This window comes from Roseateles puraquae (assembly GCF_002205845.1).
GTDB classification, from domain to species: domain Bacteria; phylum Pseudomonadota; class Gammaproteobacteria; order Burkholderiales; family Burkholderiaceae_C; genus Pelomonas; species Pelomonas puraquae.
Genome location: NZ_NISI01000005.1, coordinates 326245 through 351078, shown reverse-complemented (window position 1 = coordinate 351078; position 24834 = coordinate 326245). Strand labels below are relative to the sequence as shown.

Below are 24834 nucleotides of genomic sequence, written 5' to 3'. Positions count from 1 at the left end.
AGGCGGCGTCGCAGCGTTCAAAGGTGCTCCTGCACGAACGACATGAATCCCATGCTAGCCACGGCGCTTACAAAGTCGCGGGAATATCGCACTGCATAATGGATTTCGACCCCCACGACCGCCATGCTGATCCAGTTCTTCTACACGCTGCGCGCTGCCAAGCTCAAGGTGACGGTGCCCGAGTACCTGACCCTGCTGGAGGCCCTGCAGGCCGGCGTCATCGGCGGCCCGGACCACGGTGGTGTCGCCAGCATCGACGACTTCTATCACCTCGCCCGCACCAGCCTCGTCAAGGACGAGACCCAGTACGACAAGTTCGACCGCGCCTTCGCCGCCTACTTCAAGGGCGTGGAGATGCTCACCGACTTCACCGCCGAGGTGCCGCTGGAGTGGTTGCGCAAGACCTTGGAACTCGAGCTCACGCCCGAGCAGAAGGCCGCCATCGAGAAGATGGGCTGGGACGAGCTCATGGAGACGCTGAAGAAGCGCTTCGAGGAGCAGAAGGAGCGCCACGAGGGTGGCAACCGCTGGATCGGCACCGGCGGCACCAGCCCCTTCGGTAACAGTGGCTACAACCCGCAAGGGGTGCGCATCGGCGGCAAGGGCGGCAACAAGAGCGCCGTCAAGGTGTGGGAGCAGCGCGCCTACCGCGACTACGACGACACGCTGGAGCTCGGCACCCGCAACATCAAGGTGGCGCTGCGCCGCCTGCGCCGCTTCGCCCGCGAGGGCTCGGAGCTGGAGCTCGACCTCGACGGCACCATCCACGGCACCGCCGCCAATGCCGGGCTGCTGGACATCCGCATGCAGCCCGAGCGCCACAACAAGGTCAAGGTGCTGCTGCTGATGGACGTGGGCGGCACGATGGACGAGCACGTGCACCGCGTGGAAGAACTCTTCAGCGCCGCCAAGAGCGAGTTCAAGCACCTGGAGTTCTATTACTTCCACAACTGCGTCTACGACTTCGTCTGGAAGAACAACCGCCGCCGCTTCGCCGAGAAGCTCAACACCTGGGACCTGATCCGCAAGTACAACAAGGACTACAAGCTGATCTTCGTGGGCGACGCCACGATGAGCCCCTACGAGATCCTGCAGGCGGGCGGCAGCGTCGAATACAACAACGACGAGGCCGGCGCCGAATGGCTGCAGCGCCTCACCCACGCCTTCCCGCGGTATGCGTGGATCAACCCCGAGCCGCAAGGCGTCTGGCAGTACCGGCAGAGCATCGCGCTGATCCAGCAGCTGATGCAGCAGCGCATGTTCCCGCTGACCCTCTCCGGCCTCGAAGGCGCGATGCGGCTGCTGAGTAAATGACCCGTCTGATCGGCCTGCTGCTCCTGGCGGTACTGAGCGGCTGTGCAACCCGGGCCCCCGAGCCCAAGCCCGACGCCGCCGCCGCGGCCGCGACCGCGGTGCCCGCCGAAGGCCCGGCGGTCTACAGCCTCGACATCCGGGTCGACGACAGCGCCCTGCGCAGCCTGCTGCAGGAGAACCTCGACCTCGCCCGCTACCGCGCCAGCCAGGCCGCCCTCAGCCGCGTGGAGCTGGCACGCCTGGCCGCGGCGGCACCGGCGCAGGCCGAGGCCCTGCTGGAGACCGAGGGCTACTTCAACGCCAAGGTCGACGTCTCTCGCGACCCCGACGACGACACCCGCCTGCTGCTGACCGTCACGCCGGGCCCGCGCACGCGTGTGGGCGAAGCCAAGATCGAGTTCACCGAAGGCCTGGCCGACGACGACGCCCGGGCCCAGCGTGAGAGCCTGCGCAACAGCTGGGCACTCAAGCCGGGCGCCGCCTTCACGCAATCGCAATGGGCCTCGGCCAAGAGTGACCTGCTGCTGCGCGCGCGCACGGGGGGCTTCCCGCTCGCCCGCTGGGCCGACACCGCGGCCCGGGTGGATGCCGAAGCCCACACGGCCGACCTGCAACTGGTGCTGGCCAGCGGCAATCGCGCGCGCCTGGGCGAACTGCGCATCGAGGGCCTCAAGCGCCAGGACCGCGAAACCATCGAGCGTCTTACCGGCTACCGCCGGGGCGATGCCTACACCGAGCAGAAGCTGGCCGAGTTCCAGGAGCGGCTGGCCAAGACCCAGCTCTTCGACGCCGTGCGCGTGCAACTTCTGCCCGAGACGGTCGATGCGGATGGCACGACACCCGTGCAGGTCACGGTGACCGAGTCGGCGCTGCAGCAGGCGACCGTCGCCGTGGGCTATCACAGCAACACCGGCCAGAGCGTCAGCGTGGAGCACCTGCACCGCCGGCCCTTCGACCTGCCGGTGCGCGCCCGCAGCAAGCTGCAGCTCAGCCGCGACCTGCGTGGCGCGGAGTTGGAACTCAGCTCCCACCCCCAGCCTGACCTGCACCGCAACCTGGCCTCGCTGCAGTTCGAGCAGGACCGCACCGGCGACACCATCGCCACCAACCTCGGCATCCGGCTCGGCCGGCTGTATGAATCGACCCGCGACGAGCGGCTGAGCTATGTCGAGCTGCTGCGCGCGCGAGAGACGGTGGGCGGCGAGGTGAACACCAACCTGGCCGTGTCGGTGAACCAGCAGTGGATTCGCCGCCGCCTCGACAGCTCGCTGCTGCCCACCGATGGCCACCAGGCCCTGGCCCTCGTAGGTCTGGGCTATGCCCGGGGCGGCGGCAGCGATGACAGCGGCCCCTTCGGCCGGATGCAGTTCAAGCTCGGGGCCTACAAGCCGCTCGGTGGCTGGTATGCCTCGGCCCGTGCCGAAGTGGCCCAGGTGATCGCGCACGAGCGCGTCGGCGTGCCCGAGAAGCTGCTCTTCCTCGCGGGCGGCGATGACTCGGTGCGCGGTTATGCCTACCGCAGCCTCGGCGTGGAACGCAATGGCCTGACCCTGGGTGGCCGCGTGATGGCCACCGGCAGCCTGGAGATCGCCCGGCCGTTCACGATGAGCCTGCCCAGCCTCTGGGGCGCGGCGTTTGTCGATGCGGGCAATGCCGCCTCGCGCTGGACCGACTACCGTCCCGTGGTGGGCTACGGCGTGGGCGTGCGCTGGCGCAGCCCGGTCGGCCCGCTGCGGGTGGACGCGGCCCGCGCGCAGGAGACGGGCAAGTGGCGTCTGCACTTCTCCGTGGGCATCACGCTATGAGGCGCTCCCTGCGTGTGCTGCGCGCCAGCCTGATCGGGCTGGTGGCCATCGTGGTGCTGGTGGCCGGCATCGTGGCCTGGCTGCTGCATCGCCCGTCGGGCGGGGCCTGGCTGCTGGCGCACCTGCCCGGCGTGCAGATCGAAGAACCGCAAGGCTCGCTGATGGGCGAGTTCAGCGCGCGGCGCCTCGTCATCACCTGGCCCGGTGGCAGCGCCGAGCTGCGTGGCCTGCGCTGGAAGGGCCTGGGCCTGACCGCCAGCAGCGGCCTGCTGCTGGCCGAGGAGCTCAGCGTCGACGAGCTCAATGTCCGCAGCCAGGGCAGCAACGAGCCGCTGCAACCGCCGCCTGACCTGAGCCTGCCGCTGGGCGTGCAGATCGGCAGCCTGCGCATCGCCCGGCTGAGCTGGGCACCCGACCAGCCGCCCCTGCTCGGCCTGGAGGCGCAGCTCGACCTGCCCCGCCGCGGCACCCACCAGATCCAGTTGAAGGCCGCACGCTGGCAGCACCTGACGATGTCGGGCAAGGCCCGCATCGACAGCGCAGCGCCGCTGCAGACCGATGCCACCGTCACCGTACGGCAGACCGAGGCCACCGACCTGCCCTGGACCGCCATCGCCGCCGTCACCGGCCCGCTGGCCCGGCTGCAGGCCAAGGCCGAACTCGAAGCCGCGCACCAGACGCTCAAGGCCGCCGGCGAGGTGCAGCCCTTTGCGCCCTGGCCGGTCAACGTGCTGAAGCTGCAGGCCGAGCAGCTCAATGTGGCGGCCCTGATGCCCGGCCTGCCGCGCACGGCCCTCACCGGCAACGCCGAGCTGAAGGCGCCTGCCCGCGATGCCGAGGCCACGCTGCAGGCCGAGCTGCGCAACACCGCCGCCGGCCGCTGGGACCAGGGTGCCCTGCCCGTCAGCCGCCTGGTGCTGGCCGTGGCTGGCAAACCGACGCAGCTCGACAGCCTGCGCCTGACCGCCCTGGACGCCGACCTGCCCGGCGGCGCCCGCGTGCAGGGCCGAGGCCAGCGCGACGCCGAGGGCCGCTGGCAACTCGAAGCCCGCGTGCAGGGACTGCGCCCGGAGGCGCTCGATGCGCGCGCCACGCCTGCACGCCTGGACGGACCGCTCACCCTCGCCGGCAGCAAGACCGGCCCCCTCAGCCTGCGCGCCGACCTCGCCGGCACCATCGAAGCCCGCCCGCTGCGAATCAAGGCCCGGGTCGAGGGCCAGGGCACACGCTGGCAGATTGCCGACGCCCAGCTCGCCAGCGGCGAAGCCACGCTGCAGGCCAGCGGCACCGTCGACACCGGCGGCTCCGCGCAGCTCAAGGCACAGGTGCGGCAGTTCGACCCGCACCTGCTGTGGCGCGGCGCGCCGGGCTCGGCCTGGGCGCGCCTGCCCGGCCCCACACGGCTCAATGCCGACGCGGACATCGCCCTGCGCGGCAAGACCGCGGCCACCGTGACGGGCAATGTCTACGCCCGCCTGCTCCCAGGGGCCCTCGCCGGTCTGGCCCTGGAGGGCCGGCTCAAGCTCAGCCGCGAGCGCGCGACCGACCCCGCCGCCTTCGACCTCGAAGGGCGCCTGGGCAACAACCGCTGGCAGACCGCGGGCCAGGCCCGGCCCGACAGCATCGACGGCAAGGCCATGCTCAAGATCAGCTCGCTGGCCGAACTGAACCCGCTGCTGGCCGTGCTCGGTCAACCGGCACTGGCGGGCCAGGGTGAGGTGGACAGCAGCTACCAACTGCGGGGCGACCGCGAGGGCTGGCAGGCGGGCGGCAGTGGCCGGGCAGCCGTCAGCCAGGTCAAGGTGCAGGGCCGCACCCTGGCCAGCGCCAAGGCGCGCTGGGAGTTGCCACTGCCCGGCAGCGACGGCGACAGCCCCGTGGCGCTCACCTTGGAAGCCAGCCAGCTGCGCGACCCCGATGCCCAGCTCGCCAGTCTCAGGCTCGACCTGCAAGGCCGGCGCAGCGCCCACGAGGCAAAGGCCCAGGTGAGCGGCAAGATCCTGCGCGACGCGCAAGACCTGGCGCTGAACGCCCAACTGCAGGCCCGCGGCGGCTGGGACGGCCAGGCCTGGACCGGCCGCCTCGCCCGCCTGGACATCGGGCCGCTTCGGCCCAACACCCCCGCCCTGCTGGCTACCCGGGATGTTGACCTGCGCTGGGACGTCGCTGGCCCCCAGGTGGTGGCCCAGCCCGGCCGTGCGGAAGTGGGCGGCGCCTTCGTGCGCTGGCAGCGCCTGAGCTGGCGTGGTGGCGACCGGCCTGAAGCACGGGCCGAACTGCAGCTCGAAGACCTGCCCGTGGCCCCGCTGCTGGCCCGCTGGCAGCCCGACTTCGGCTGGGGCGGCGACCTGCGGGTCACGGGCCACGCCTCGCTGCTGCTGGACCAGCGCCTCACCGCGGAGCTGCTGCTGGAGCGCCAGGCGGGCGACCTGCGTGTGACCGACGAGTTCGGGCAGCGCGCGCTGGGCCTGACCGACCTGCGCCTGGCCCTCAACGTGCAAGACGGGACCTGGCGCTTCGCGCAAGGGGTGGCGGGTGCCGAGCTGGGCAGCTTTGGCGGCGCGCTGACCCTGCGCCCCACCGGCCTGTGGCCCGATGCCAAGACGCCGGTGGAAGGCGTGCTGCAGGCCAACGTGGCGCAGCTTGCCACCTGGGGCAGCTGGGTGCCGGCGGGCTGGCGGGTGGGTGGCCGTGCCTCGGCCACCGTGCAGCTCAGCGGTCGCCTCGGCGCGCCTGACCTCACCGGCCGCGCCGAAGGCGAGGACCTCGCACTGCGCCATCTGCTCTATGGCGTGGACGTGACCGAAGGCCGCTTCACGGTCGAGCTCAAGGGCCAGCATGCCGAGCTGACCCGCCTGCAGGCCCGCGGTGGCGATGGCTGGCTGCGCGCCACTGGCCGCGCCGAGCTCGGCGCCCAGCCCACCGCGCATGTGGAGATCACCGCCGACAAGCTGCGCGTGCTGTCCCGCGTGGACCGCCGCGTTGTGGCCTCCGGCGGCGCCACGCTCGATCTCGATGCCAAGGGCCTCAAGCTCGACGGCAAGTTCAGCGCCGACGAAGGCCTGTTCGACTTCACCCGCAGCGATGCGCCAGCGCTGGCCGACGACGTGACCGTGGTGCGCGGCACCCGCAGCCCGGCCGACGCGGCACCCACCGCACCACCACCCCCGAAAGCCGTGCGCAACACGCAGGTCAACCTTGCCATGGACTTCGGCCGTGATTTCAAGGTCCGTGGCCGCGGCCTGGCCACCACGCTGCGCGGGCAGTTGCAGGTCACGCAGAACAACGGGCCGCTGCGCGTCAACGGCAAGCTGGCAGCCGGCGGCGGTCAGTACGCCGCCTACGGCCAGAAGCTCGACATCGAACGCGGCGACATCACCTTCACCGGCCCCTACGACAACCCGTCGCTGGACATGCTGGCCGTGCGCCCCAACCTCGACGTGCGCGTGGGCGTGCGCGTCGGCGGCACCGCACTCGCCCCGCGCGTGAGCCTCTACTCCGAGCCCGAGATGGCCGACACCGACAAGCTCGCGTGGCTGCTGCTCGGCCGCGGCCCCGACGGCCTGGGCCGGACCGACACCGCCCTGCTGCAGCGCGCCGCCCTGGCCCTGCTGAGCGGTGAAGGCGAGGGCCCGACCGGCAAGGTGCTGCGCAACCTCGGGCTGGACGAACTCTCGCTGGCCCAGAGCGACGACGACACCCGAGCCACCATCGTGCGCCTGGGCAAGCAGCTGTCGCGGCGCTGGTACGTAGGCTACGAGCGCAGCCTGAACGCCACCACCGGCTCCTGGCAGCTCATCTACCGCATCGCCCAGCGCTTCACGCTGCGCGCCCAGGGCGGCGACGACAACGCGCTGGACCTGATCTGGCAATGGAAGTGGAACTGAGGACGGGCCGGCGTCCTACAAGCTGACACGCCCCGGCGCCGACAGGCCCGCCCCCGGGACAGCCCCACATTGAATTGCGCAGCGCCTCGCTGCCGAACTCGACGGAGGTTGTCCATGACCCAGAGCCGCTCGCCGGTGCGTGCCTGCCAACCCACCCACCTGCTGCACTTCGAGCCCCTCAGCCCGCAGGCCGCCGGCCTGGACGTGCCCTGCGACCCGCAAGGCCGCGTCTGGCTGGACGCGCTGGGCGAGCAGCTGCGCAACGACTACTTCTTCGCCCGCGCCCTCATTGGCCGGCTGTTCGCCCGGCCCACGGTACGCCCGGTCGCGCCGACGGCCCGGTGCTGAGCACCCAGCCGCGCCCCTCGTGACATCGGTCTCGTCCTACAGGCGCGCTGCGACCTGCCCCACAACGACTGTCACACAGCGCAACGACGATGCCGGTCATGTTGTACGCAGCCCCCTCCCTCCTCACCGCCCGCCCCCTGCCGGTGGCCGATGACCAGCATGTCGACGCCGACCTGGACGTGGCGCTCAGCACCCCGCACACCGTCGTCGTGAACGCGCAGCTCGAAGTCGCCGACGCCCAGCAGTCCAGCGTGGAACTGTCCCTCGTCATCCCTCGCTCGCAATGCCGTGGCGAGCGCCCTCGCCTGCCGGCGCTGCTGCACGCCGCCCAGGCCGCCATCGCCCGCGCCACCCGCGGCGGCACCCTGTACCAGCCCCGCCGCCTGCTGACGCTGGTCGCCGGCCAGCCCCACCTGATCGCCCAGTTCTGAGCCCGCGGCGAGCCCGCAGAGCCCGTGCGAGAATCCGCGCCGCTCACACGGCGTGCCTCCCACGCCTGCGGTGCTCTCCGTAGTTCAATGGATAGAACGGCCGCCTCCTAAGCGGCAAATACAGGTTCGATTCCTGTCGGAGGGACCAGCCGGGTGCTCACCCCCGGCGCCCGCGCAGTTCGCGCCAGTGCATGACCAGGTCGGCGACCAGCACCGACGCCAGCGTGGTGGCCGTGATCACATACACGCTCGACGCCTCCGGCAGGTTCCAGTAGGCCGGCCAGACCGACGGAATGCGCAGGCTGACGAAGGTGAACGTGACAGCATAGGAGCGTGCCACCCACTGCCGGTGCGCCGCGATCTGGCCATTGCGGGCCAGCACCCACGCAGCCGTCGTGACGACGATCCAGGTCAGGCCCTGGGCCAGCGTGGCCGGCAGCAGCGGTCGATCCCAGCCGATTGCGAATGCGGTGAGCGCCGCTGCGTAGACAGCGATCACGTAGCTGCGGCCCATCAGCCGATGCAGGCCGGGGCGGCGCTGGCGCAGGCGGGACGAAAACTGCAGCGGCCCGGTAAAGAAAGCCACGCAGCCAAAGACCGCATGCGGAATCAGCAGCGCGCGGTCCTGGATCATGAGCTGGCGGTACTCGCGAAAGAGCGGGTAGTCGATCAGCAGCAGCACCTCGTTGGAGAAGACCACCCACAGGGTGGCCACGGCCAGCAGCGACCAGAGGACCCTCTTGCCGTTCACGGACGACGGAGCGCGGTGCGCGGAAGTGAGGGGAGCAGATTCGGCGGGCATGAGGTGGTGCAAGAGGTGGTGCCAGAGGCAGCGTCGGGGCCGGGTGATACGAAAGGTGCGCCGCAGTACATCAAGGGTCTGGAATTCCACCAATCCGGAATTGCCTCAAGCCAGGTTCGGCAACCTCAGGACGTATTGGTCGGCGGAAAGCACGCGTCGCCCCCCCCCTGGGCTTCACGGCACGCGCACCAGCGGCACCGGAGCCACCGCTGCCATCGGCAACCCGTATGCGGCCAGACGCTGCCGCGGCTGCACCCGCCAGCCGCCATGCCGCGGGCCAATGCGCTGAGCAAGCTCACCCACAAGTCCTGCTCAGACGGCTTCCCGTCAGCCTGTCAGGGAATCCTTATGCGTTCCTTGCGCTGGCGCGCGGACACTCGGCCCCCTCGCAGGAGTTGCTTTTCATGAGCCACGACAGTCAACGCACCGGCCTCGCGGCCTTGACCCTGGGCGCCATCGGGGTCGTCTATGGGGACATCGGCACCAGCCCGCTCTACACCCTCAAGGAAGTGTTTCTGCCGGCCACCGGTGTGGCGCTGAACGAGCGCAACCTGATTGGGGCCACCTCGGTCATCGTCTGGGCGCTGATGCTGGTGGTCACGCTGAAGTACGTGGTGCTCATCCTGCGGGCTGACAACCGCGGCGAGGGCGGCGCGCTGGCGCTGACGGCGCTGGCCGCGCACGCGGTGGGGCAACGCAAGCGGCTGCGCGAGGGACTGCTGCTGCTCGGCCTGTTCGGTGCCACGCTGTTCTATGGCGACAGCGTCATCACGCCCGCCATCTCGGTCATGGGCGCCATCGAAGGCCTGGAGGTGGTCACGCCCACGCTCAAGCCCTTCGTGCTGCCGATCTCCGTGGCCATCCTGGTGGCGCTGTTCCTCGTGCAACGCTTCGGCACGGCCGCGGTGGGCAAGGTGTTCGGACCCATCATCGTGCTGTGGTTCGGCGTGCTGGCCGCCATCGGCGCGGTCCACATCGTGCAGCAGCCGCAGATCCTGGCTGCCTTGAACCCGCTGCAGGCCTGGGCCTTCATGAGCGAGCGCGGCTGGCATCTGTTCGCGGCGGTCGGGGCCATCGTGCTGGCGTTGACCGGGGCCGAAGCGCTGTATGCCGACATGGGCCACTTCGGTGTCAAGCCCATCCGCCTGGCCTGGACGGGGCTCGTCTTCCCGGCGCTGGCGCTCAACTACCTGGGCCAGGGCGCACTGCTGATGGGCGACCCGACGGCCATCGAGAACCCGTTCTTCCGCCTGTTCCCGGCGCCGCTGGTGCTGCCCATGGTGGTGCTGGCCGCGCTGGCGGCGGTGATCGCCTCTCAAGCCGTCATCTCCGGCGCCTACTCCATGACCAAGCAGGCCATCCTGCTGGGCTTTCTGCCGCGCCTGACGTTGCGCCACACCTCGGCCAGCGAGTCCGGCCAGATCTACGTGCCGGCCGTCAACTGGGCGCTGCTGGCCGGCGTGCTGGGCGCAGTGCTGGCCTTCGGCAGTTCTTCGGCCCTGGCCGGCGCCTACGGCATCGCGGTGACGCTGACCATGCTCATCACCACCGTGCTGACCTATTTCGTCATCCGTGACGGCTGGCGGCTGCCGGCGCCGGTCGCCATCGGCGCGACTGTGTTCTTCCTGTCGGTGGATGCGCTGCTCGTGGCCGGCTGCGCGATCAAGTTCCTGGACGGCGGCTGGTTCCCGCTCGCGCTCGGCCTGCTGCTTTTCATCCTGATGAGCACCTGGGCACGCGGCCGCAAGCTGCTGATGGCCAGCCTGCGCAGTGATGGGCTGGAACTGGAGCCCTTCATCGACAGCCTCGCCCTGGGCGGTGCGCATCGCGCCAGGCGCACCGCGGTCTACGCGGTGGCCGACCCGACGCTGGTGCCTCAGGCGCTGCTGCACAACCTCAAGCACAACCAGGTGCTGCACGAGACCAACATCGTGCTGAACGTGGCCTTCCACGACCGTCCGACGGTCGACCCGGCCGAGCGCGTGCAGGTGCAGCCCCTGGCACCGGGCTTCTGGCGGGTGCAGGTGCACTACGGCTTCATGGAGGAGCCCGACGTGCCCGCCGCGCTCGCACAATGTGCGCCGCTGGGCCTGGTGGTCGAGCCCTTCGACACCAGCTACTTCCTGAGCCGCGAGACGGTCGTCTCGACGCCGGGCGGTGGCATGGCGAGCTGGCGCGAGCGACTCTTCGCCGCGTTGAGCCGCAACTCCAGCGGCGTGGCGAAGTTCTTCCGGCTGCCGGACAACGCGGTGGTGGAACTGGGCACGCGGGTGCAGATCTAGACGCCAGGCGGCCTTGGGTGAAGTACTTCACCCAGGGCGCCGTCAAGCCGGCGCGAGACGCCGTCATCGCCCGACCGAGGCACCCGGGGCAGGCCAAGAATTTCCTCACCACTTCAGGAGTTCTGCCATGCACATCAAGCCCCTGCCTGCCACCCCGGCCACCCCCGCCGCGCCGCCTGCAGGCAAGCCCGCCCCGGCTGCCGCCGCGGGTGACTTCTCGCAGCTGCTCAAGACCGCCCAGGCCGCGGGCACGTCGCCCACGCCGACCAGCGGGAGCTGAGCATGACTTCGGTGGGCCTGCAATGCCGCACGGCGACCGAGGCCTCGCGCCCCGGCCGCACCACCGGCGCGCCGGCACCGGCGCGCAGCACCTGCGAGGCGCGGCTCAACAGCAAGAACCTTCACGCGGGCGTCGTCGTCAGCTTCAGCTGCCCCGCCGCGGCGTCGGCACTGCAACTGGCCCACTCGGCCATGTCGCTGGGGCAGCAAGGGGTGCAGCTGGTCAGCGATGCCGCACAGGCCACGGCTGACGTGGCCGGCGAGGTGCTGGAGCACGGCGTGCTCGCCGGTGTGGTCGGCGCGGCCGTGGTCGGCACGCTGCTGTGAGGTCTGGCCATGCCGCATCCTCCCCTGCGCATCGCCGCCCTGCTGTTGCTCGCGCCGCTCACGGGCTGCTCGTTGCTGAGCCCGATGGCGCCGATGGCGGCCTGGGAGGCCATCAAGTACGGCGGCAACGCCGCCATGGCGGCCCAGCCGCCGCGCCCTGTGAACACCGTGCACCACGGCGACGCCCCCATGGCCTCGGTCTGCGTGGAGTACAACCGCGAGCTGCCCCTGGACGAACTGGTACCGGCGCTGCAGGCCGAGCTCAAGACCCAGGGCGTGGACAGCCGCGTCTACGACGCCGGCACCGGCCCGCGCAGCTGCGTCTACTGGCTGCGTTATGTCGGCAGCATCGCGTGGGGCGTGCCGCCGCTCGGCCAGGGGCACCGCCCCTATCTGAGCAGTGCGGCCCTGAGCCTGCACCGCGCCGACGGCCAGCTCATGGCCACCAGCGCCTACGCCGGTGACGACAGCCTGGCCCGCTGGGCCAGCACCCGCAAGAAGATCGCGCCCGTCGTGAAGGCGCTGATCACCGGCTTCGAGACCTGAAGCCCCGTTTTCTGGAGCCCCTGCCATGACCCTCCCGCCTTCCCTGCCGGGCCGCCTCGCGCTGGCCGCTTGCCTGATGCTGGCTGCCTGCGCGTCCGCGCCGCCGAGCCTGGTCACGTTGCCGGTCACGGCCGCCGCCCAGCCGGCGCCGATGTTCCTGGAGCAGCCGCGCAACGGCGCCATCTACCAGGCCCACATGGGCACGGCCACACTCTTCTCGGCGGAGCGCCGGCCCCGCGCGCTGGGCGACACCCTCAAGGTGGACATCGCCGAGACCCTGCGCGCCGCCCAGAAGCACAGCGCCGACACCAGCCGCGACAGCAAGCTCGCCTCCAAGGGCCCGGGCGGCGCCAAAGCCGGCACGGCCCTGGCCAAGCTGATCAACATCGACGCCAGCGCCTCGGGCAGCGACAGCTTCAGGGGCGCCGGCAATGCCGAAACCAGCAGCAGCTTCAACGCCCAGTTGGCGGTCACCGTCATCAATGTGCTGCCCAACGGTCACCTGCTGGTGGCCGGCGAACGCAGCATGGGCCTGAACGGTGGCGTCAGCACGCTGCGCTTCTCCGGCATCGTCAACCCGCGCGACATCGGGCCCGGCAATGTGGTGGCCTCGGCCGACGTGGTGAATGCCAACCTCGAGAGCGTCGCCCAGGGCGATGTGTCAGACGCCGCCTCCCGCAGTTGGCTGCAGCGCGTGCTGGCGCGCAGCCTGTCCATCTGGTGACGTCAAGTGCTTTACACGGCGCGGGCCGGCGTTCATCCGCCGACCACGCGGCCCGCTAACGCCCTACAAGACCGCACCCGCGGCCCGCGCCAGCCGCGCCGACAAGAACCCGAAAGTCGTTGATGAAGAACCGCCGCACCGCCGCGCCCCTGGACGAACACGACACCCGCTGGCTCAGCAGCGCCGAGGTGCGCACCTACCGGCGCGGCCAGCGCATCATCAAGGCCGGCAGCCCGCTCGGCGAGTGGGTCGCCATCAGCCGGGGTGCGGCGTATCTCGTCTCGCAGGTGGCGCCGGGCACGCGGGTCGCGGTGGCGGCACTGTGGCTGGGTGACGTCATCGGCGGCGAATCGCCGCTGGGCAAGCTGGCCGCGCGCTACGACGTGACGGCCCTCGTGGACGTGACCACCATCCACATTCCGCTGGCGCAACTGCAGTCGGCAGACGCCCCGCCCCTGGCCAGCCAGACGGGCGAGCTCTACAACGCCACTGCGAGCCGGCTGCAAGGGCAGATCTCCATGCGCCTGGCCGGCAACGGCCTGCAGCGGCTGGTGAGCGTGATGGCCACCCTCGCCACGGCGCTAGCACCGGATGAGGCGGCCCGGCGCGCCGACCGTATCGCGCTGCCGGTGGCGCAGCGCTGGATCGGGCAGCTGTCGGGCCTGTCGCGGCGGCAGGCGTGGCTTTACCTCGGCCAGTTGCGCGAGCACGGCTGGCTGGTCACCTCGCGCAGCCAGGTCACGCTGGAAGGCCTGCGCGCCTGGCTGGCGCTGATGCCGGAGGTCGAGACCGCCGGCCTGGATTGCATCGCCACCTTGGCGCAATGCCATGAGACGCTGATGCGGTTGAGCGCACGCGCGCTGCAACGGGGCGGACCCGTGGGCTGAAACGGCCCGTGCGCATCGACCCCGCCTTGCGCCAGACTTTCCCGAGCCTGACGCCGCACTGTGCGGGGCCGCCTGCCGGATCGACAAACCTTCGACGGCCCCTACAGTGGCGCCGCCCGGCCCACGCCCCCGGCGGCGTGACGGGCCTGCCATGCCCGCGCCTCGTCCCATGTTCCGCCGTCGCTTGTCCTTGTTGCGCAGTGCGCCGCTGATGCTGCTGGCGCTCGCCGGCTTGGCACGCCACGACGCGGCGCGCGCCGCCGGCAGCCTGTTGCTGCTGGACGACCCGCCCGAAGCCGCCACCTGGCAAGGCGGGCTGTCGGTGCGCGGCTGGCCCAGCGCGCCGGGCAGTGCACGCCAGCGCGAGGCCTTGCTGCCGGCGCTGAGCTACGAATCGCCCGACGGCCTGTTCGCCGCCACCGACACCGGCCTGGGCTGGAACCTGGCCCCGGCGCTGCTCGGCCATGACAGCGCCAAGGCCTGGCAACTCGGCGCACGGCTGTGGCCGCAGTCGGGCCGCTCGCGGCGCGAATCGCCACCGGGCGTGGACCGGCTGGGCTCGCGCCTCATCACCCAGCTCTTCGCCAATGCCCAGCCGGTGCCGGAGCTGCTGCTGCAGTCAGGCTTGTCCTGGGGGAGCGGGCGGCATCACAACGGCAATCAGCTGGAGCTCGGGGCCACCAGTGGCATCCCGGTGGGCGCCGACCTCATCGGCATCAGCCTGGCAGCCACCTATGCCGACGCCGCCCACCTGCGCGGCAGCTTCGGCATCGGGCCGCGCGAGTCCCAAGCCAGCGGCCTGCCGGTGTTCCGACCGCACGCCGGCTGGCAGGACTGGAGCGTGGCGGTGAGTGCCGAGCACAAGTTCTCCGCCGACTGGACCGTCAACGGCCAGTGGCTGCATGCGCACCTTGTCGACCAGGCCGCCGCCTCCCCGCTGGCCCACAGCCACGACCAACCCAGCTTCCTGATCAGTGTCTGGCATCGCTTCTGAGCCCAGACGCCCGTTTTCCGCATGCATGACGTCCTGCTTTACGCGCTGCCGCTGTTCGGCCTGTGCCTGGTGGCCGAACTGGCCTGGGGCTGGTGGCGCGGGCACCAGACCTACCGGCTGGCCGACACCCTCAGCAGCCTCAGCCAGGGTCTGCTGAGCCAGGCGGTGGCGGTGGTCACGCCGCTGTTCCAGACCGGGCTCTACGCCAGCGTGCACCGCCACCTGGCCCTGGTCTCGCCCGGCCTCTGGCATGGCGCTCTCGGTGTGGCGGGCAGCATCGTGTTCTATGACTTCTGCGACTACTGGCTGCACCGCGCCAGCCACGAAAGCGCCCTGCTCTGGGCCGCGCATGCGGTGCATCACCAAAGCGAGCACTTCAACCTGAGCACCGCGCTGCGGCAGGAGAGCTTCTACACGGTGACGGGCGCGCCGTTCTTCCTGCCCATGGCGCTGGCCGGGGTGCCAACCGCGCACTTTGCGCTGGCGGGCACGGTGGTGCTGTTCTATCAGTTCTGGATCCACACCGAGCACATCGGCCGCCTGGGCTGGCTGGACCGCATCGTCTCCACGCCCTCCAACCACCGGGTGCACCATGCCGTGAACCCGGCCTACCTGGACCGCAACTACGGCGCCATCCTCGTGCTGTGGGACCGGCTCTTCGGCACCTTCACCGAAGAGCGCGAACCCTGCGTCTACGGCACGGTCAAGCCGCTGCACAGCTGGCGGCCGTTGGCAGCCGTCGGGCAGGTGTATGCCGAACTGTGGCGGCGCATGCGGGCTACACCGCGCTGGGCCGACAAGCTGCGCGTGCTGGTGAAGTCCCCCGGCTGGGCGCCACCGGGCGTCGCGCTGCAAGCGATGCCCACGGCCGAGCGCCTGGCCCAACCCCGCTTCGACCCGCCGTCGCCGCCCGGCAAGCGCCGCCTCGCGGTGGGCTTGTTCGCGGCGACGGCCGTCGCCAGTGGTGGCTGGCTGGCCATGGCCGATGACCTGCCCCTGCTCGCCAACCTGGCCATCGCCGCCGGCACCACGGCAGCGCTGGCCGTCATCGGATGGCTAATCTCGCCGCGCGCATAAGCAGCGCCGCTTTCCTTCGTTCCTCGAAGGAAGCCCCCTCCGTATCGTGCAAGGCCTGAACCGACACCGGCCGCCATGCACATCACCAGCCTCTCCGCCAGCCCCAGCGAACGCTCACGCTCCGCCTGGCTCACGCAGTTCGCGCTGACCCGCCTGGAAGGCCGCGCCGGCCGACACCACGACATCCTCGTGCGTGCGTTGCCTGCCGAGGCGCTGTTGTCCGCCGACGTGCAGGACCCTGCCATTGCCGCCGCCGTGCAAGCCGTCGAGGCTGCCGAGCTCGTCATCGTCAGCACACCCATCTACAAGGCTGCCTACAGCGGATTGCTGAAGGTCTTCCTGGACCTGCTGCCGCCGGACGCCCTGCGCGGCAAGCTGGTGCTGCCGCTGGCCACCGGCGGCAGCCCGGCCCATTTCCTGGCGCTCGACTACGCGCTCAAGCCCGTGCTGTCGGCTCTGGGCGCGCGCCATGTGCTGGACAGCGTGTTCGCGACTGACGCTCAATTGCGCCGTCATGAGGCTGGCGGCTATGTGCCCGAGCCTGATCTCATTGCCCGGCTGGACCGCGCGCTGGCCCCTCTCACGCCGCGAATGCGGGCCTCGCAGGAAGACACCGCCACCTGTTGACGCGGCACCTCGCTCACCTCACCACCGCTTGTCTCCTCGCCCCCCGTTGCGGGATCGGCGACTTGTCCCGGCGCCGTTCAGGCGCGGATCGGGTGCGCCCTGGCGCCGGGACTTTTTTTGAAGGACGAACAACATGACTCTGCGCTCCCTGCTCCGCTGGACCGCCCCGCTGCTGCTGGCCGCCAGCCTCCATGCCCACGCCGAGACCACCCTGCGCATCGGCTTCCAGAAATCTGCCAGCCTCCTCACCCTGCAGAAGTCCAGCGGCTCGCTGGAGAAGAAGCTCGCGCCGCTGGGCGTGAGCGTGAAGTGGGTGGAGTTCCCCGCCGGGCCGCAACTGCTGGAAGGCCTGAACGTCGGCGCGGTCGACGTGGGCTTCGTGGGCGAGGCGCCGCCCATCTTTGCGCAGGCCGCGGGCGCCCGCTTCGTCTACATCGGCTTTGACCCCGCCGCCCCCGAAGCCGAGGCCCTGGTCGTGCCCAAGGACTCGGTCGTCAAGACCGTGGCCGACCTCAAGGGCAAGAAGGTCGCGCTCAACAAGGGCAGCAATGTGCACTACCTGCTCGTGAAGGCGCTGGAGAAGCAAGGCCTGAAGATCACCGACATCCAGCCCGTCTACCTGCCACCGGCCGATGCGCGGGCCGCCTTCGAGCGCGGCGCGGTGGACGCCTGGGTGATCTGGGACCCCTTCCTCGCCGCGGTTGAGCAGCAAAGCAGTGCCCGCCTGCTGGCGGATGGCCGTGGCCTCGTCAACAACTACGCCTACTACCTGGCCGAGCGCAGCTTTGCCGAGAAGCAGCCCCACGTCATCCAGGCCCTGTTCGAGGACACCCAGGCACAGGCGACCTGGCTCAAGGCCAACCTTAAAGCCGCGGCGGCCGTCATCGCGCCGCTGCAGGGCCTGCCGGTCGAGGTGGTCGAGAAGAGCCTGAGCCGCTACCAGTTCGGCGTGAAGCCGCTGACCGCCGCGGTCGCCGCGGAGCAGCAGAAGATTGCCGACACCTTCCATGCGCTGGGCCTCATCCCCAAGCCCATCCGTGTGGCGGATGCGCTGCCCGGCAACACCAAGCTCGCCGAGGCTGCGCGATGAGCGCCACCACCACTCGCCGCGCCGCGGTCGCCATTCTGGCCACCACCGCGGCCGTCTGGACGCGCGCCCAGACGCCGCCGCAACTGCGGATCGGCTTCCAGAAGGGCAGCTTCAATCTCGCGCTGCTCAAGAGCTACGGCCTGCTGGAGCAGCGCCTGACGGGCACGCGCATCCAGTGGACCGAGTTCCCGGCCGGCCCGCAGCTGCTGGAGGCGCTGGCCCTGGGCAGCGTGGAGATCGGTGCCACCGGCGATGCGCCGCCAGTGTTCGCGCAGTCGGCCGGCAAGGACGTGGTCTATGTGGGCGCCGAGCCGCCCAAGCCCGACAGCTCGGCCGTGCTCGTCAAGCCCGACTCTCCGCTGCGCAAGCTCGCCGACCTGAAAGGCCGGCGCATTGCGTTGCAAAAGGGCAGCAGCGCCCACTTCCTGACCGTGCAGGCCGTGAAGAAGGCGGGCCTCGCCTGGAGCGACATCCAGCCCGTCTACCTGCCGCCCGCCGAGGCGCGCGCCGCTTTCGAGCGCGGCTCGGTGGACGCCTGGGCCGTGTGGGACCCCTACTACGCCGCCGCCGAAATCTCCGGCGAACTGCGCGCCCTGGCCACCAGCCGGGGTCTCAGCAACAACAACACGTTCTACCTGGCCTCCCGCGCCCTGAGCCGTGACGGCGCGCTGCTCAAGACCCTCTTCCAGGCGCTGACCGACACCGATGCCCGCGTGCAGGCCGATCGCCGCGACGCGGTGCAGCGCTATGCCGAATTCGCCGGACTGCCGGCCGCCACCGTGCAGCGCATGGTGGAGCGCCGTGGCGTGGCGCCTGTCGGCCCGCTCACCGCCGCGCTGGTGCGCGAGCAGCAACAGGTGGCCGACGCCTTCACGGAGCTCGGCCTCATTCCCCGCGCCATCCAGGTGGCCGACGCCGTCACACAGGTCAAAGCATGAAGATCTTCTGGTTCATTCCCACCCACGGCGACAGCCGCTACCTCGGCAGCTCACGCGGCGCGCGCGTGGCCGACCATGCCTACTTCAAGCAGATCGCCATCGCGGCCGACAGTCTCGGCTACGAAGGCGTGCTGCTGCCCACCGGCCGCAGCTGCGAAGACTCCTGGGTCGTGGCCGCCAGCCTGATCGACGCGACGAAGCGCCTCAAGTTCCTGGTCGCGCTGCGCCCCGGTCTCGTGGCGCCCGCCCAGAGCGCCCGCATGGCCGCCACGCTGGACCGCCTCTCGGGCGGCCGGCTGCTGGTGAACCTCGTTACCGGCGGCGACCCCGACGAGCTGGCGGGCGACGGTCAGTTCCTGGATCACAGCGAACGCTATGCGCAGTCGGCCGAGTTCATCCGCATCTGGCGCGAGCTGCTGACCCGCTCGCACACCGGCGAGACGCTGGACTTTGACGGCGACCACCTCAGCGTCAAGGGCGGCAAGGTGCTCTACCCGCCCATCAACCGCCCTTACCCGCCGGTGTACTTCGGCGGCTCCTCCGGCCCGGCGCACGACCTGGCAGCCGAGCAGGTGGACACCTACCTGACCTGGGGCGAGCCGCCGGCCGAGGTCGCCAAGAAGCTGGCCGACGTGCGCGAGCGCGCCGCCGCCCGCGGCCGCACGCTGCGCTATGGCATCCGGCTGCACGTCATCGTGCGCGAGACCGAGGACGAAGCCTGGCGCGCCGCGGGCGAGCTGCTCTCGCAACTCGACGAAGCCACCGTGGCCGCCGCCCAGGCCAAGTTCCGCGCGATGGACTCGGTGGGCCAGCGCCGCATGGCCGAGCTGCATGGCGGCCGCTTCAACAAGGCCGACGTGCGCCAGGGGCTGGAGATCTCGCCCAACCTGTGGGCCGGCGTGGGCCTGGTGCGGGGCGGTGCGGGCACGGCCCTGGTGGGCAACCCGCAGCAGGTGGCGGAGCGCATCCGCGAGTACGCGGACCTCGGCCTGGAATCCTTCATCCTGAGCGGCTACCCGCACCTGGACGAGGCTCACCGGTTTGCCGAGCTGGTCTTCCCGCTGCTGCCGCTGGACACACGCGAGAAGCTCACCGCACCGGCGCTCACCGGCCCCTTCGGCGAAGTGGTGGCCAACCACATCGTGCCCAAGGCCGCGGCTGCCAGCTGACGCCATGATCAAGCGCATCACGCCCTGGTTGCTGCCCGCGGCGCTCATCCTGGCCTGGGAACTGGCTTCGCGCAGCGGCCTGCTGTCGGCCCGCATCCTGCCTGAGCCCGCCGCGGTGCTGGCGGCCTTCTGGCAGCTGCTGCGCTCGGGCGAGCTGGCCCACCATGTGGGCGTGAGCGCCGCGCGCGCATTTTCGGCGCTGGCCGTCGGCGGCGGCCTGGGCCTGCTGCTGGGCCTGCTCACCGGCACCTGGCGACAGGCCGAGGCACTGCTGGACACCACGCTGCAGATGCTGCGCAACATCCCGGCCCTGGCACTCATCCCGCTGGTGATCCTGTGGTTCGGCATCGACGAGGCCGCCAAGCTGGTGCTGGTGGCGGTAGGCGTGTTCTTCCCGGTCTACCTGAACACCTTCCACGGCATCCGCAATGTCGACCGCGACCTCATCGAGATGGCACGCAGCTACGGCCTTACGGGCTGGCGGCTCTACACGCAGGTCATCCTGCCGGGCGCCCTGCCGTCCATCCTCGTGGGATTGCGTTTCTCGCTGGGGCTGATGTGGGTGCTGCTCATCGTGGCCGAGACGCTGTCGGCCCAGGCCGGCATCGGCTACCTGACCATGAATGCGCGGGAGTTCCTGCAGACCGACATCGTGCTGGTCGGCATCCTGCTCTATGCCCTGCTGGGCAAGCTGGCCGACGTACTGGCCCGCGCGTTGGAGCGCGCCTGGCTGCCCTGGCACAAGGGCTATGCCGCCACGGGAGATTGAGATGTGGGTGAATGAGTTCGATATCCCCGTGATCACGCGAGAGCCCCGCCCCGAGCCGGTGCCCGAGCCCGCCCCGGGGGCACCAGGCCTGGCACTCACGCTGCGCGGCGTGGCCAAGTCCTTTGGCGCCCGCCATGTGCTGCAGGGGCTGGACCTGGACGTGGCACCCGGCGAGTTCGTGGCGCTGGTGGGTCGCAGCGGCTGCGGCAAGAGCACGCTGCTGCGGCTGATCGCCGGGCTGGATGCACCGACCGCAGGCCACGTGCAGGCCGGCGAGGCGCATGAACGCCGGCTCATGTTCCAGGATGCCCGGCTGCTGCCCTGGAAGCGCGTCGTGGACAACGTGGCCCTGGGCCTGCCCGGGCGCGATGCCCGCGACCGCGCGATGGAGGCTCTGGCGCAAGTGGGGTTGGCGGGCCGCGGCAAGGACTGGCCCGCCACGCTCTCGGGCGGCCAGCGCCAGCGCGTGGCCCTGGCCCGCGCGCTGGTGCACCAGCCGCGCCTGCTGCTGCTGGACGAGCCGCTCGGTGCGCTCGATGCGCTGACGCGCCTGGAGATGCACCGGCTGATCGAGCAGCTCTGGCGCCGCCATGGCTTTACCGCCTTGCTGGTCACGCACGACGTCACCGAGGCGGTCGCCTTGGCCGACCGCGTGCTGCTCATCGACCGCGGCGGCCTGGCGCTGGACGCGACGGTCGCCCTGCCGCGCCCGCGCGCCCGCACGGCGGCCGGCTTTGCCGAGCTGGAAGACCGGGTGCTGCGACACATCCTCGGCGCGGGCTGAACCGCGGTGTCGGGCACACTGGCCCGATGCGACACCTGCTGCTGCCGGCCGCGCTGCTGGCCTTGATCACGGGATGCGCCCCGGTCCCGCAACTGCCCACCGCTCCCCTGGTGCGGGCCGACGCGGCCGTGCAGGCCTTCATCAACGACCGCCAGCTGCCAGGCGCCGCGCTGTGGATCGAGCGCCTGGACCACGGCGCCTACCACCGCGCCTACGGGCAGCGCGCCGTCGAGCCCACGCCCGAAGTACTGGACGAGACCACCGTCTTCGACGCCGCCTCGCTGACCAAGCCCGTGGTCACCGCCACGTTGGCGCAGTGGCTGCGCGAGCGCGGCCAGCTCGACATCGACGCGCCTCTGCAGCGCTATCTGCCCGACTGCGGTGGCCCTGACAAAGCCGGCATCACGCTGCGCCAGCTGCTCACGCACAGCTCGGGCCTGCCGGCCAGCCTGCCCGGCAATGGCGCAGGGGACTGGGTCGGGCCGGCGGCGGCTGAGCGCATCGCCTGCAGCCTGCCGCTGACTGCGGCGCCCGGCACGCGGTTTCGTTACTCCGACGTCAACTTCATCCTGCTCGGCCGCGTCATCGAACGCGTGTCGGGCCAGCCCCTGGCGCCACTCGCCCAGCAGGCGGTGTTCCAGCCCCTGGGCATGCAGGACAGCGGCTATCTGCCGCTGCAGCGCCTGCCGCCCGGGCGCATCGCACCCACCGAGCGGCTGAGCGACGGCCGGGTGCTGCGCGGCGAGGTACACGACCCCACGGCCCGCAAGATGGGCGGCGTGGCCGGGCATGCCGGCCTGTTCACAACGACGGCCGACCTCGCCCGCTTCGCACGCATGCTGCTGCGCGGCGGCCTGGCCGACGATGGCCGTCGCCTGCTGTCCGCCGAGAGCATTGCGCAGCTCACCACCGTGCAGTCGCCGTCCGGCATCCCTGAACAGCGCAGCCTAGGGTGGGACCTGACCTCACCCTACGCCCGACCGCGGGGCACCCTCTACCCGGTCACCAGCTTCGGCCACACCGGCTTCACCGGCTGCGCCTTCTGGCTGGACCCGGCCAGCCGCAGCTTCTATGTGCTGCTGTCCAACCGCGTGCATCCCCAGGCGGGCACCAACGTGCTGCCGTTGTATGGCGAACTCGGCACGCTGGCGGCGCAGGCCGCGGGCCTGGGCCCTTGAACCCTCAGGCGTTGGTGCTGAGCGAGCCGGGGTAGGTGAGCGAGCTGCCGGCGGCCGACACCGAAAAGGTGACGCTGGCCGACGCGCTCTGTTGCATGAGGGAGTTGTAGAGCGACATCACGCCGCCCGGGCTCTTGGCCAGCTGGGCAGCCTGCGAGATGGCCGCACTCTGCTGGATGGTGCTCGACAGCTTGAGGGCGTCCTGCGCCTGGCTGGCGATGCGCTTGGCAAAGCTTGGCTGGCTGGTGTCGGCGGCGAAGAAGGCCTTCACAGCGGCCTTGTCGGCCTCCGACCCCTTGGTCTCGACCGTGCCGTCGCTCTTGACCGTGAACTCCACCGCGCCGCCGAGCTTGACCCCGGCCTTGGCCATGGCGGCGCGCAGGTCGGTCGCCAACGTCTTCTGCGCCGTCTCCAGCGCCTTCGCCGCCGTGGCCGACTTGGCCATGCCGGCCGCGCGCTCCAGCGCCGCCTTGGACACGGTCACGCTGCCCGCCTTGAGCCCGGCGGTCTGCGCCGTCGTGGCCGCCCCGTCGGACGTCTTCGACGACAAATAGTTCAGCAAGGCGTTGTTCAGTGGCGCAACCATGCCCGCATGGTGCCGCCCTGCAGCCGCGCCTAAGGCCGCATCTGCGGCTGATTTCCCGCCCAACTCGGCCCTTGGTGCCGCTCGTGGCACCATGCCACCCATGAGCCTGCTTGTCGCCTGCCTGTGTGCGGCCTGGTGCCGAACCTGCGAGTCCTACCGAGCCACCTTCGAAGCCGCCTGCGCGGAACTGCCGCAGGACGGCCTGCAGGTGCGCTGGATCGACATCGAGGACGAGGCCGATCTCATCGGCGACCTCGACATCGAAACCTTCCCGACCCTGCTGATTGCCGACGACACCGCAGTGCGATTCGCCGGGCCCCTGACGCCGCAGCCCGAGACGCTGCGGCGTGTGCTGCGGGCTCACCTGGCCGACCCCACGCCAGCGCGCGTCGACGCCGAGCACGAGGCCCTCGCGGCGCGGCTGCGGGCGCTGGGCTGAGCGGCGAACGCTGCGCGTCAGGCCGCCACAGGCTCGCCCGCCACTCGCCGGCTGCGCAGGAAGCCCCAGATCTGCCAGGCCACGAACACCCCGATCAAGCCCAGCAATGAGGCGCTGATCGGCCGGGTCACGAACGTCATGAAGCTGCCGCGGCTGAGCAGCATCGCCCGGCGGAAATACTCCTCCAGCATCGGGCCCAGGATGAAGCCGAGCATCAGCGGTGCGGCATCCAGGTCCAGCCGCATGAACACATAGCCCAGCAGCCCGAAGGCGGCGGTGATGTAGATGTCCTGCAGGTTGTTGTTGACGCTGAAGGTCCCGACGCAGCAGAAGAACAGGATGGCCGGGAACAGCACGCTGTACGGGATCTTGAACACCGACAGCCAGTAGCGCACCAGCGGCACGTTCAGCACGACGAGGAAGACGTTGCCCACCCACATGCTGGCCACCAGGCCCCAGAACAGGTCGCCGTGCTGCGAGATCATGTTGGGCCCGGGCTGGATGCCCTTGATGACGAAGGCGGCCATCATCAGCGCCATCACCGGGTTCTCCGGAATGCCAATGCTCATCAGCGGAATGAAGCTGGTGCGCGCAGCCGCCTCATCGGCCGCCGCCTGCCCGGCCACGCCCTCGATGGCACCGCTGCCGATCTCGTCGCGATGCTTGCTGACCTTCTTGTCCAGCGCATACGCCGCAAACTGCGCGATGACCGGCCCGCCCCCGGGCAGGATACCCAGCACAGAACCCACCGCGCTGCCGCGCAGGGCGCTGGGCAGGATGCGCTTGAACTCCGCCCAGGTCGGCATCAGGTGGATGACGCCGCTGAACGGGGTGCGCTCCTCCCGGGCGTCGAGGTTCTTGGTGATCTCGGCAATGCCGAAACAGCCCAGGGCCACGCTGACCAGGCCGATGCCATCGGCCAGGAAGGGCAGGTTGAAGGTGTAGCGCTCCAGCCCGCTGTTCACGTCGGTGCCGATCTGCCCGAGCAGCACGCCCACCAGGCACATGGCCAGCCCGTTGAGCAGGCTGCCCGTGGTCACGAAACTCACGCACAGGAAGCCCAGCAGCATCAGCGAGCAGTAGTCCGCCGGCCCGAACATCAGCGACACCTCGCCCAGGCTGGGTGCCAGCCCCGCCAGCACGAAGATGGCCACCGTGCCCCCGATGAAGCTGGAGATACCGGCGGTGAACAAGGCCAGGCCGGTCTTGCCCTTGAGGGTCATCTGGTAGCCATCGATGCAGGCCACGATGGAGCTCGCATGCGGGATCTTCATCGTGATGGCGCTGACGCTGTCGCCATACTGAGCCCCGTAATAGATGCCGGCCAGCATGATCAGCGCGCCACCCGTCGGGATGGAATAGGTCAGCGGCAGCAGCATGCTGATCGTGGCCAGTGGCCCGAGCCCTGGCAGCAGGCCGACGAGGGTGCCGACGATGCAGCCAATGGCGCAGAACATCAGGTTCTGCCAGGTCAGCGCATGCTCGAAGCCGAAGGCGAGGTTGTGCAACATCTCCATGACGGCAGGCCCTCAGAGCAGCGGCAGGTTCAGG

The 24834-nt window shown here is 70.5% G+C and carries 24 protein-coding genes and 1 tRNA gene; 22 read left to right on the top strand and 3 right to left on the bottom strand.

What is annotated here, in order from left to right; all coding sequences use genetic code 11:
* Positions 1-123 precede the first annotated feature (123 nt).
* From CDO81_RS14105 to CDO81_RS14080, 6 genes are all read left to right on the top strand, one after another.
* Complete coding sequence (locus CDO81_RS14105) at positions 124-1314, top strand: vWA domain-containing protein (RefSeq protein ID WP_088483855.1); 1191 nt, start codon at positions 124-126, stop codon at positions 1312-1314.
* Positions 1311-3119, top strand: coding sequence for an autotransporter assembly complex protein TamA (locus tag CDO81_RS14100; protein ID WP_088483854.1), 1809 nt, complete (start codon positions 1311-1313; stop codon positions 3117-3119). The genes CDO81_RS14105 and CDO81_RS14100 overlap by 4 nt, the downstream gene beginning before the upstream one ends.
* Positions 3116-7006 carry a translocation/assembly module TamB domain-containing protein gene (locus tag CDO81_RS14095; RefSeq protein WP_088483853.1) on the top strand — a complete coding sequence of 1297 codons (3891 nt, stop codon included), beginning with the start codon at positions 3116-3118 and terminating at the stop codon, positions 7004-7006. Before CDO81_RS14100 ends, CDO81_RS14095 begins: the two co-directional genes overlap by 4 nt.
* Before the next feature lie 114 nt (positions 7007-7120).
* Positions 7121-7354, top strand: a complete 234-nt coding sequence (locus CDO81_RS14090; protein WP_241517001.1) for a hypothetical protein — start codon at positions 7121-7123, stop codon at positions 7352-7354.
* 98 nt (positions 7355-7452) lie between these two features.
* The gene (locus CDO81_RS14085; RefSeq protein WP_144397248.1) at positions 7453-7785 is read left to right on the top strand and encodes a hypothetical protein; all 333 of its coding nucleotides are present in this window, start codon (positions 7453-7455) and stop codon (positions 7783-7785) included.
* A 73-nt stretch (positions 7786-7858) separates the two neighbouring features.
* Positions 7859-7933, top strand: a tRNA-Arg gene (locus tag CDO81_RS14080).
* A 9-nt stretch (positions 7934-7942) separates the two neighbouring features.
* Here CDO81_RS14080 and CDO81_RS14075 read toward each other — a convergent pair.
* Positions 7943-8536, bottom strand: a complete 594-nt coding sequence (locus tag CDO81_RS14075) for a DUF2306 domain-containing protein (protein WP_206602105.1) — start codon at positions 8534-8536, stop codon at positions 7943-7945.
* A 455-nt stretch (positions 8537-8991) separates the two neighbouring features.
* Here CDO81_RS14075 and CDO81_RS14070 point away from each other — a divergent pair, with 455 nt between their 5' ends.
* The 15 genes from CDO81_RS14070 (at position 8992) to CDO81_RS14005 (ending at position 22258) form a co-directional block, all read left to right on the top strand.
* Positions 8992-10869: a potassium transporter Kup gene (locus tag CDO81_RS14070; RefSeq protein ID WP_088483849.1), complete on the top strand. Its 1878-nt coding sequence runs from the start codon at positions 8992-8994 to the stop codon at positions 10867-10869.
* Between the two features lie 127 nt (positions 10870-10996).
* On the top strand, positions 10997-11149 hold the full coding sequence (locus CDO81_RS28095; RefSeq protein WP_158218280.1) for a hypothetical protein: 153 nt from the start codon (positions 10997-10999) through the stop codon (positions 11147-11149).
* Positions 11150-11151: 2 nt separating this feature from the next.
* Positions 11152-11475, top strand: a complete 324-nt coding sequence (locus tag CDO81_RS14065; protein ID WP_088483848.1) for a hypothetical protein — start codon at positions 11152-11154, stop codon at positions 11473-11475.
* Between the two features lie 9 nt (positions 11476-11484).
* Entirely contained in the window at positions 11485-12021 is a 537-nt protein-coding gene (locus CDO81_RS14060; protein WP_088483847.1) for a cell division protein FtsI, read from the top strand.
* 25 nt (positions 12022-12046) lie between these two features.
* Positions 12047-12745: a flagellar basal body L-ring protein FlgH gene (locus CDO81_RS14055; RefSeq protein WP_088483846.1), complete on the top strand. Its 699-nt coding sequence runs from the start codon at positions 12047-12049 to the stop codon at positions 12743-12745.
* 122 nt (positions 12746-12867) lie between these two features.
* Positions 12868-13632 (top strand): Crp/Fnr family transcriptional regulator, encoded by a 765-nt coding sequence (locus CDO81_RS14050; RefSeq protein ID WP_088483845.1) that lies wholly within the window; start codon positions 12868-12870, stop codon positions 13630-13632.
* A 169-nt stretch (positions 13633-13801) separates the two neighbouring features.
* Complete coding sequence (locus CDO81_RS14045) at positions 13802-14626, top strand: MipA/OmpV family protein (protein WP_158218279.1); 825 nt, start codon at positions 13802-13804, stop codon at positions 14624-14626.
* Between the two features lie 21 nt (positions 14627-14647).
* On the top strand, positions 14648-15703 hold the full coding sequence (locus CDO81_RS14040; RefSeq protein ID WP_088483843.1) for a sterol desaturase family protein: 1056 nt from the start codon (positions 14648-14650) through the stop codon (positions 15701-15703).
* Positions 15704-15778: 75 nt separating this feature from the next.
* A complete protein-coding gene (ssuE, locus tag CDO81_RS14035) occupies positions 15779-16330 on the top strand; it encodes an NADPH-dependent FMN reductase (protein ID WP_088483842.1) in 552 nt (183 codons plus the stop codon).
* 133 nt (positions 16331-16463) lie between these two features.
* Positions 16464-17420, top strand: coding sequence for a sulfonate ABC transporter substrate-binding protein (locus tag CDO81_RS14030; protein ID WP_088483841.1), 957 nt, complete (start codon positions 16464-16466; stop codon positions 17418-17420).
* Positions 17417-18358 (top strand): aliphatic sulfonate ABC transporter substrate-binding protein, encoded by a 942-nt coding sequence (locus CDO81_RS14025; protein WP_088483840.1) that lies wholly within the window; start codon positions 17417-17419, stop codon positions 18356-18358. Before CDO81_RS14030 ends, CDO81_RS14025 begins: the two co-directional genes overlap by 4 nt.
* Positions 18355-19527, top strand: a complete 1173-nt coding sequence (gene ssuD, locus CDO81_RS14020; RefSeq protein WP_088483839.1) for an FMNH2-dependent alkanesulfonate monooxygenase — start codon at positions 18355-18357, stop codon at positions 19525-19527. The genes CDO81_RS14025 and ssuD overlap by 4 nt, the downstream gene beginning before the upstream one ends.
* A gap of 4 nt (positions 19528-19531) precedes the next feature.
* Entirely contained in the window at positions 19532-20296 is a 765-nt protein-coding gene (gene ssuC / locus CDO81_RS14015; protein WP_088483838.1) for an aliphatic sulfonate ABC transporter permease SsuC, read from the top strand.
* A 1-nt stretch (position 20297) separates the two neighbouring features.
* Positions 20298-21080: an ATP-binding cassette domain-containing protein gene (locus CDO81_RS14010; RefSeq protein WP_088483837.1), complete on the top strand. Its 783-nt coding sequence runs from the start codon at positions 20298-20300 to the stop codon at positions 21078-21080.
* Between the two features lie 26 nt (positions 21081-21106).
* Positions 21107-22258, top strand: a complete 1152-nt coding sequence (locus CDO81_RS14005) for a serine hydrolase domain-containing protein (protein ID WP_088483836.1) — start codon at positions 21107-21109, stop codon at positions 22256-22258.
* A gap of 4 nt (positions 22259-22262) precedes the next feature.
* Here CDO81_RS14005 and CDO81_RS14000 read toward each other — a convergent pair whose 3' ends face one another.
* Entirely contained in the window at positions 22263-22844 is a 582-nt protein-coding gene (locus tag CDO81_RS14000; protein ID WP_088483835.1) for a hypothetical protein, read from the bottom strand.
* A gap of 100 nt (positions 22845-22944) precedes the next feature.
* Between CDO81_RS14000 and CDO81_RS13995 the strand changes: the two genes are divergently transcribed.
* Entirely contained in the window at positions 22945-23283 is a 339-nt protein-coding gene (locus CDO81_RS13995) for a thioredoxin family protein (RefSeq protein ID WP_241517000.1), read from the top strand.
* 17 nt (positions 23284-23300) lie between these two features.
* Here CDO81_RS13995 and CDO81_RS13990 read toward each other — a convergent pair whose 3' ends face one another.
* Positions 23301-24800, bottom strand: coding sequence for a tripartite tricarboxylate transporter permease (locus CDO81_RS13990; RefSeq protein ID WP_088483833.1), 1500 nt, complete (start codon positions 24798-24800; stop codon positions 23301-23303).
* Between the last annotated feature and the right edge of the window lie 34 nt (positions 24801-24834).

Bases quoted from the DNA above. Each gene is read 5' to 3' on its own strand.
- CDO81_RS14105 (WP_088483855.1), top strand. From the start codon at position 124: ATGCTGATCCAGTTCTTCTACACGCTGCGCGCTGCCAAGCTCAAGGTG.
- CDO81_RS14100 (WP_088483854.1), top strand. From the start codon at position 1,311: ATGACCCGTCTGATCGGCCTGCTGCTCCTGGCGGTACTGAGCGGCTGT.
- CDO81_RS14095 (WP_088483853.1), top strand. From the start codon at position 3,116: ATGAGGCGCTCCCTGCGTGTGCTGCGCGCCAGCCTGATCGGGCTGGTG.
- CDO81_RS14090 (WP_241517001.1), top strand. From the start codon at position 7,121: ATGACCCAGAGCCGCTCGCCGGTGCGTGCCTGCCAACCCACCCACCTG.
- CDO81_RS14085 (WP_144397248.1), top strand. From the start codon at position 7,453: ATGTTGTACGCAGCCCCCTCCCTCCTCACCGCCCGCCCCCTGCCGGTG.
- CDO81_RS14070 (WP_088483849.1), top strand. From the start codon at position 8,992: ATGAGCCACGACAGTCAACGCACCGGCCTCGCGGCCTTGACCCTGGGC.
- CDO81_RS28095 (WP_158218280.1), top strand. From the start codon at position 10,997: ATGCACATCAAGCCCCTGCCTGCCACCCCGGCCACCCCCGCCGCGCCG.
- CDO81_RS14065 (WP_088483848.1), top strand. From the start codon at position 11,152: ATGACTTCGGTGGGCCTGCAATGCCGCACGGCGACCGAGGCCTCGCGC.
- CDO81_RS14060 (WP_088483847.1), top strand. From the start codon at position 11,485: ATGCCGCATCCTCCCCTGCGCATCGCCGCCCTGCTGTTGCTCGCGCCG.
- CDO81_RS14055 (WP_088483846.1), top strand. From the start codon at position 12,047: ATGACCCTCCCGCCTTCCCTGCCGGGCCGCCTCGCGCTGGCCGCTTGC.
- CDO81_RS14050 (WP_088483845.1), top strand. From the start codon at position 12,868: ATGAAGAACCGCCGCACCGCCGCGCCCCTGGACGAACACGACACCCGC.
- CDO81_RS14045 (WP_158218279.1), top strand. From the start codon at position 13,802: ATGTTCCGCCGTCGCTTGTCCTTGTTGCGCAGTGCGCCGCTGATGCTG.
- CDO81_RS14040 (WP_088483843.1), top strand. From the start codon at position 14,648: ATGCATGACGTCCTGCTTTACGCGCTGCCGCTGTTCGGCCTGTGCCTG.
- ssuE (WP_088483842.1), top strand. From the start codon at position 15,779: ATGCACATCACCAGCCTCTCCGCCAGCCCCAGCGAACGCTCACGCTCC.
- CDO81_RS14030 (WP_088483841.1), top strand. From the start codon at position 16,464: ATGACTCTGCGCTCCCTGCTCCGCTGGACCGCCCCGCTGCTGCTGGCC.
- CDO81_RS14025 (WP_088483840.1), top strand. From the start codon at position 17,417: ATGAGCGCCACCACCACTCGCCGCGCCGCGGTCGCCATTCTGGCCACC.
- ssuD (WP_088483839.1), top strand. From the start codon at position 18,355: ATGAAGATCTTCTGGTTCATTCCCACCCACGGCGACAGCCGCTACCTC.
- ssuC (WP_088483838.1), top strand. From the start codon at position 19,532: ATGATCAAGCGCATCACGCCCTGGTTGCTGCCCGCGGCGCTCATCCTG.
- CDO81_RS14010 (WP_088483837.1), top strand. From the start codon at position 20,298: ATGTGGGTGAATGAGTTCGATATCCCCGTGATCACGCGAGAGCCCCGC.
- CDO81_RS14005 (WP_088483836.1), top strand. From the start codon at position 21,107: ATGCGACACCTGCTGCTGCCGGCCGCGCTGCTGGCCTTGATCACGGGA.
- CDO81_RS14000 (WP_088483835.1), bottom strand. From the start codon at position 22,844: ATGGTTGCGCCACTGAACAACGCCTTGCTGAACTATTTGTCGTCGAAG.
- CDO81_RS13995 (WP_241517000.1), top strand. From the start codon at position 22,945: ATGAGCCTGCTTGTCGCCTGCCTGTGTGCGGCCTGGTGCCGAACCTGC.
- CDO81_RS13990 (WP_088483833.1), bottom strand. From the start codon at position 24,800: ATGGAGATGTTGCACAACCTCGCCTTCGGCTTCGAGCATGCGCTGACC.